Annotated in this window: 6 protein-coding genes and 1 pseudogene; 2 read left to right on the top strand and 5 right to left on the bottom strand. The window is 60.9% G+C overall.

Annotated features, from left to right (window positions below):
• Positions 1–367: pseudogene (locus EN742_RS21390) on the bottom strand (ABC transporter ATP-binding protein/permease); the annotation flags it as partial.
• Between the two features lie 592 nt (positions 368–959).
• Here EN742_RS21390 and EN742_RS21385 point away from each other — a divergent pair.
• Positions 960–1,394, top strand: a complete 435-nt coding sequence (locus EN742_RS21385) for a hypothetical protein (RefSeq protein WP_127407098.1) — start codon at positions 960–962, stop codon at positions 1,392–1,394.
• Between the two features lie 127 nt (positions 1,395–1,521).
• Here EN742_RS21385 and EN742_RS21380 read toward each other — a convergent pair whose 3' ends face one another.
• Positions 1,522–2,205, bottom strand: coding sequence for a DsbA family protein (locus EN742_RS21380; RefSeq protein ID WP_128333241.1), 684 nt, complete (start codon positions 2,203–2,205; stop codon positions 1,522–1,524).
• Between the two features lie 23 nt (positions 2,206–2,228).
• On the bottom strand, positions 2,229–4,049 hold the full coding sequence (locus EN742_RS21375) for an extracellular solute-binding protein (protein ID WP_128333240.1): 1,821 nt from the start codon (positions 4,047–4,049) through the stop codon (positions 2,229–2,231).
• 279 nt (positions 4,050–4,328) lie between these two features.
• On the opposite strand from EN742_RS21375, the gene EN742_RS21370 reads away from it, so the two are divergent.
• Positions 4,329–4,955 carry an invasion associated locus B family protein gene (locus tag EN742_RS21370; RefSeq protein ID WP_126054534.1) on the top strand — a complete coding sequence of 209 codons (627 nt, stop codon included), beginning with the start codon at positions 4,329–4,331 and terminating at the stop codon, positions 4,953–4,955.
• A gap of 68 nt (positions 4,956–5,023) precedes the next feature.
• Here EN742_RS21370 and hspQ read toward each other — a convergent pair whose 3' ends face one another.
• Together hspQ and EN742_RS21360 are read right to left on the bottom strand one after the other, a co-directional pair.
• Positions 5,024–5,347: a heat shock protein HspQ gene (gene hspQ / locus EN742_RS21365; protein WP_128346819.1), complete on the bottom strand. Its 324-nt coding sequence runs from the start codon at positions 5,345–5,347 to the stop codon at positions 5,024–5,026.
• 222 nt (positions 5,348–5,569) lie between these two features.
• Positions 5,570–5,933: FAD-dependent monooxygenase (locus EN742_RS21360; RefSeq protein WP_189375500.1), on the bottom strand; the 364-nt coding region annotated here is incomplete at its 5' end.

The following is a 5,933-nucleotide window of genomic DNA, read 5'->3' as shown; positions in this document are numbered from 1 at the left end:
GAGCGTGGTAGTGTGAATGATTAGGATCGAGCAGCGCCTCGTTGAAGCGGCTGTTCAGCCAGCCACGCCATTTCCGATGCAATGTCGCCGATACGAATTTGCAGGCACCTGTGATGCCCATATCCTTGAGCACCACCAACAGCACGAGCAGGCTGGCATTGGTCAGCAGACTCTCGACCGGCGTGGTATTCGCGGCGTCGTGGAAAAACGCGATCGAGGTAAATAACTTACCCGCCGCCACGGTAAACCAGACATCGGCTTTGCTGGACAGCGCCGTAAGCAGCGCGATGACGAGGGTGAGGGTCCAGGCTTCCTTCCAGCGATCCGAGAACCAGTAGGCTCGCATCAGTCCCCAGAAGGTTCGCATCGATGACACCGGGGTCAGGGGCGGCTGCCTGCTGGCGTCGCTAGGACTTTTCTCCGATATTGAACGTCTCGGTCTGCCGACCCGAATCACGATCCCGCCCAAACCTTTTCTAGTTTTGTTACGGATAGTAACACCAATTGATCATTTTCCATTAATTTTCTCCCGGGGAATGTGAACCCGCGCACAAGCCGTTGCCCATGCGCAACAGATCGGACGGCGATGCGGTCGCCTCCACCGCGTGGAATGCCTTTTTATTTCAATTGATTAGAGCAGTCGCGGAGGCGGCCGAACGACCTTCCCTTAGGGAAGCTTAAAACACAGTTTTGTGAACCGCTTCGCCCTCCGATTCAGCCGAATTTCCTGAGGCGAACGAACCGGGGAGACCGAAAAGGTGCCTCCGCTTGTCTTTCAGGATTGGCTTTCGTGATGTCCAAGCGCGGCCGGAGCACGTTGAGAAGGCGACGGCCGAGGGTGCCCGGCATCGTCTCGATACATCCGTCGGCCAATGCTTTTCAGGCGCGCACCAATTTGTGTTTGATGGGCCGGCCGTTCGGTCTCGAATGTGCATCGGCCCCGGAGCGGAGGGAATTTCATGTTTGTACGGACGCTGTCGGCCGCGATGGTCGCGACACTCGTCTGGCTGCCTCAGGCATATGCCGGCAGCCAGACCATTCCAGGGAATGGCGAAGGGCAGGTGGAGTTCAACACGCCGTCAGGCAATATCGGCTGTATCTACACGCCGAAGGGCGGCACAAGCACCTACCAGCCGCAGGATGGCGGTCCGGAACTGAGCTGCTCGCGCGTCGAGCCGAGCTACATCACCGTCATCCTGGGGCCGAAGGGACCGGCGACGCAGATCAAGAACCCCGGCGAGCAAGGCTGCTGCGGCGATGTCGCGAAGCTTGCCTATGGCAACAGCTGGAGCAAGGGGCCGTTTTCCTGCCAATCGTCGAAGAAAGGGCTGACCTGCGCGGCAAGCAACGGCCACGGCTTCTTCGTCAGCAAGGCCAAGGTGACGGTGAAGTAGGGGAGCGGGCAAGTTCCATCGTTTCATGAAACGCTGAACCGCTCTATCTCTTTGGTTTGCGCAATTCCGGACGGACGGCTACGGCGAAGTCGCCGAGCCTAACCATTTCACTTTGCCTGGAATTGCTTCAGCCCGCCGCCATTTCCAGCTCGCCTCGCGCCTTGGCCGCAGCGACCTGGCGGATGGCGTCGGCGAGCGTGTCGGCGTCCTGCGCGCCCATGACCGCGTATTTGCCTTCGAGCAGGAAGCAGGGGACGCCGGTGATGCCCATGCGCGAGGCCGTGGCGATTTCGGTGCGCACCTGATCGACATCGGCATCGGTCGGCAGCAGCGTCTCGACCACGGAGGCGTCCATGCCGGCTTCGCGGGCGGCTGCGGTCAGCACGGCGTGATCGCCAAGATTGGCGCCTTCCTCGAAGTTGAGCTGGAACAGCCGGCGCACCAGCCGGTTCTGCACCGCCTCGCCGGCGGTTCCCGCCCAGCGGATGACTCGGTGCGCGTCCAGCGTGTTGGCCGCCACCTTGATGGCGCCGAAGGCAAAATGGATGCCTTCAGCCTCGCCCAGCGGTTCGATCCGGGCATGGATCTGGCGGATGCGCTCCTCGCTGCCGAACTTGGCGATCATGTATTGGCGGCGATCCATGCCTCCGGGCGGGATGGTCGGATCGAGCTGGAACGGCCGCCAGCGCACATCCACCTCGATGTCGCCAGCCATGGCGATCGCCTTGTCGAGCCGTTTCTGACCGATGAAGCACCACGGACAGACGACATCGGACACGACATCGACGGTGATCGAGTTCTCGGCGGTCATTGTCGTCTCCTGTTTCGGGAGGGTCAGTTGGGCTTTCGCCACCAGACCGGCAGCTGATAACCGAATATGGGGGTCTTTTGCGGATGTTCCAGGTAGTTCCAGTAGGCGAGCCACTGCTGCGTGTTGTATTGCATCGGCACCATGTAGTTGCCTGAGATCAGCAACCGGTCGAGGACGCGAACGGCGGCGACATAGTCTTCCTTGGTTCGCGCCTTCAGCATCGCATCCATTGCCGCGTCTATCGCGGGATCGGCAACGCCGGCCAGATTGAAGGAGCCTTCCCTTTTGGCTTCCGAAGAGCCCCAGCGAAAGGTCTGCTCGATGCCGGGGGACAGCGAGTTGCTGAACCCGCTCGAACCGATCAGCACCTCGAAATCGAAGCGCTGTTTACGCGACTGGATTTGGTCGGCCTCGAGGCTGCGGATGGTCACATCGATGCCGATCTTCTGCAGCGTGCGCTGATAGATAGTGGCAAAACGCTCCTCGTCCTGCGAGGCGGTTAGGATTTCGAAGCCGAAGGGATTTCCCTTGGGGTCCAGCAGAACCCCGTCCTTGACGGCATAGCCTTCGCTCTTCAGCAAATCGAATGCCGCCTTCAGCACCTTGCGATCCTGGCCCGTGCCATCATTCACCGGCGGCCTCCAGGTGCCTTCCATGACATCGGCCGGCACGCGGCCGGGGTAGGGCGCGAGCAGCGCCTTCTCTCTGTCTCCGGCCGGATGACCGAGCGCGGATAGCTCGGAATTCTGCCAGTAGCTCATGGTGCGCGTGTACTTGCCGCCGAACAGGTTCTTGTTCGCCCATTCGAAGTCGTAGAGCATCCCTAGCGCGCGCCGCACGACCGGGTTGGAAAACTTCTCCAGCCTTGTGTTGAACAGGAATCCGGTCACGACAGGCGGTATGCCGGTGTCGAAGGTTTCGGCGATCACTTCGCCACGATGGAAAGCGGGAAAATCGAGATCGCGCTCACGCTTGACCGGATCGCTTTGGTCGTCGACGGCGCAGATGCCTTTCTTGAAAGCTTCCGTCTTGGCATTGTCATTCAGGAAATACTCGATGGTGATCTGGTCGTAATTGTCGAAGCCGCGTTTCGAAGGGAGGTCCTTGCCCCAGTAGTCGGGATTGCGCTTGAAGACGATGCGTTGGCCAGGTTGCACCTTGTCCACCGTGTAGGGTCCGCTGCCGATCAAAGGCTTCAGTGTCGTCTTGTCGAAGGTATCCCTGTCAAAAGCGTGCCTGGGGATGATCGGTGTCAACGCGATGATCAGCGGGGTCTCGCGATTAGCCTTGTCGTTGAAGGTGAATTTCACGCTGTGCTCGCCGGTCTTTTCCAGCTTGGCGATCATGCTCATGCGAACGCTGTAGGGCGGGCGGCCCTTGTCGGTGAAGACATCGTAAGTGAACAGCACGTCCTCCGGCGTCACCGGCTGGCCGTCCGACCATTTTGCGTTCGGGTTGAGATGGAATTCGATCGACTTGCGCTCCGGATCCATGTCTGCGCTGTCGGCAAGCAGGCCATAGAGGCTGAAAGCCTCGTCGTAATTGCGCTGCATCAGCGGTTCGAAGACGAGGTTGCCGTAGGTGAGATCCAGCATGCCGCGCGCCGTGGTGCGCAGGCTTTTCAGGATGAACGGGTTGAGATTGTCGAAGCTGCCGACCACACAATAGGTGATGCTGCCGCCCTTCGGCGCATCGGGATTGGCGTAGTTGAAATGCGTATAGTCGGCCGGCAGCGCCGGCTCGCCCTGCATGGCGATGGCGTGCTTCGGCTCCGACTGCACCGGTCCAGGCGAAAGGGTCAGAAACGAGGTCGCGGCTATCAGCCAAACGGGAACGCGGCCCATGACCGACTCCTTGCCAGGCGGCTTGATGATTCGGAATGCACCCTAGAGCATTTCACGCGGCGATTGAATCGCCGCTGCGTCGGGAATTCGAACGAGGTTTCCTGAGGCTTCGACGCCGGCGGGCTGCGCCAAGAATTGCAGCCTACGGGCTGGATTCGCCGGAGCTGGCAGTGTAACACGCGCTCCGAAGTCATGCTGTTGCCTCATTTCGGCAACAGGTAGCTGGACCACGCGGCGCGAATAAGCCGGTCCCGGGATCATTGAGAGGAAGTACACCATATGACGAGCCTGAACAGCAACGCGTACCGCCTTTCGGTCCTGGCCGCAGGCGTGATCGGCTTTCTGGGCGCTGAACTTCCGGCTGCCTCCGCGCAGCAGCAGCAGATTCCGCAGGGCTGGTTCAAGGCCTGCACCAAGCAGGAAGATGTCGACATCTGCAATGTCCAGAACATCGTCACCGCCGGCAATGGCCAACTCGTCACCGGCATCAGCCTGATCGAGCTGAAGGGCAAGGTGAACCGCAAGGTGTTCCAGGTCACGGTCCCGACCGGCCGTCTGGTCCCTCCCGGCATCGGCCTGCAGATCGACACCGGCAAGGCGCAGAAGCTTGACTATGTGATCTGCTTCCCCGACCGCTGCGTGGCCGAAGTGCCGCTGACCGATCAGCTCGTCGCTTCCTTCAAGAAGGGCCAGGCAATCACGCTTACCTCGGTCAATTTCCAGAACCAGCCGAACCCGATCAAGGTCGCGCTGACCGGTTTCAGCGGCGCCTACGACGGCCCGCCGCTGCAGCAGTCGGATATCGAGGACCGGCAGAAGAAGCTGAAGGACTTCGTGGCCAAGAACAACCAGGACTTCGCCAAGAAGCTCAAGGAAGAGCAGGACAAGGCGAAGACCGCCAACTGATCGCCCAGGACTCCTGCGGGAGTCTTCTGGTTTCGAAAAAAAGCGGGCTTTGGCCCCGCTTTTTTGTGTCAATGCCGCGACTGGCGTTTCGGCTCGTAGCGGCCGTCCGGCCGCTTGTCGAACATCTCGCCAATCTGCGGGTGTCGAACCGGTTCGCCCGACTTGTCCTCGAGCAGGTTCTGCTCGGAGACGTAGGCGATGTATTCCGTTTCCGAATTCTCGGCGAGAAGATGGTAGAAGGGCTGGTCCTTGCGCGGCCTCACGTCTGCCGGGATCGCCTCGTACCATTCCTCGGTGTTGGCGAATTGCGGGTCGACGTCGAAGATGACGCCGCGGAACGGAAACAGCCGATGGCGAACCACTTGTCCGATCGAGAATTTGGCCGTTTTCATCGCACTCACCACTCAGGTTCCAGGGCGCCGTCCGTGACCGCGCAAAGGCGCCTAAGATCTTGAATTTACGCGCTGCGCCGCCAAAAATCGACCCCGACTTTCGGTTGGTGCCTATTTGGCGCAGACGCCGCGTCAATTCAATGCCAAAGCACCGCTCCAGCAGCAGCCAACGAACTGGCGGAGCCGAGGGTTTCGGGCTCGCTGCGGAAAGGTCTGGGGAAGCTACCGCGGGGACTGCTTCCGCAAACCGCCGGCAAGAGCCTGGAAGCCGCTGCCGGGCCTGAGCCCCTCTCGCATGAAAAAGGCGCGCAGCGGCGCGAAGCTGCCGAGCACGCCAAGGCCGGCGCTGCGCGCCAGCTGCGCCGGCAGCATGTCGGAGAGCAAGGACCTGTTCAGCAAATTGACCGCGCTGCTGCGGGCCAAGATGTCGGGCCGCCGCCTGGTATCGTAGGTCGCAAGGCACTTCTCCGATCCCGGGTCGGAGCTATTTTCGCTGGCGATTCCAATCAGATCGTCGATATCCCTGATGCCGAGATTGAGGCCTTGCGCGCCGATCGGCGGGGATACGTGCGCGGCCCCGCCGACC

This window comes from Mesorhizobium sp. M4A.F.Ca.ET.020.02.1.1, assembly GCF_004022645.1.
In the GTDB taxonomy this organism is placed as follows: Bacteria; Pseudomonadota; Alphaproteobacteria; order Rhizobiales; family Rhizobiaceae; genus Mesorhizobium.
Note: the sequence above shows the minus strand (reverse complement) of the source record. Positions and strands in the feature narration are given on the sequence as shown.

Bases quoted from the DNA above. Each gene is read 5' to 3' on its own strand.
- EN742_RS21385 (WP_127407098.1), top strand. From the start codon at position 960: ATGTTTGTACGGACGCTGTCGGCCGCGATGGTCGCGACACTCGTCTGG.
- EN742_RS21380 (WP_128333241.1), bottom strand. From the start codon at position 2,205: ATGACCGCCGAGAACTCGATCACCGTCGATGTCGTGTCCGATGTCGTC.
- EN742_RS21375 (WP_128333240.1), bottom strand. From the start codon at position 4,049: ATGGGCCGCGTTCCCGTTTGGCTGATAGCCGCGACCTCGTTTCTGACC.
- EN742_RS21370 (WP_126054534.1), top strand. From the start codon at position 4,329: ATGACGAGCCTGAACAGCAACGCGTACCGCCTTTCGGTCCTGGCCGCA.
- hspQ (WP_128346819.1), bottom strand. From the start codon at position 5,347: ATGAAAACGGCCAAATTCTCGATCGGACAAGTGGTTCGCCATCGGCTG.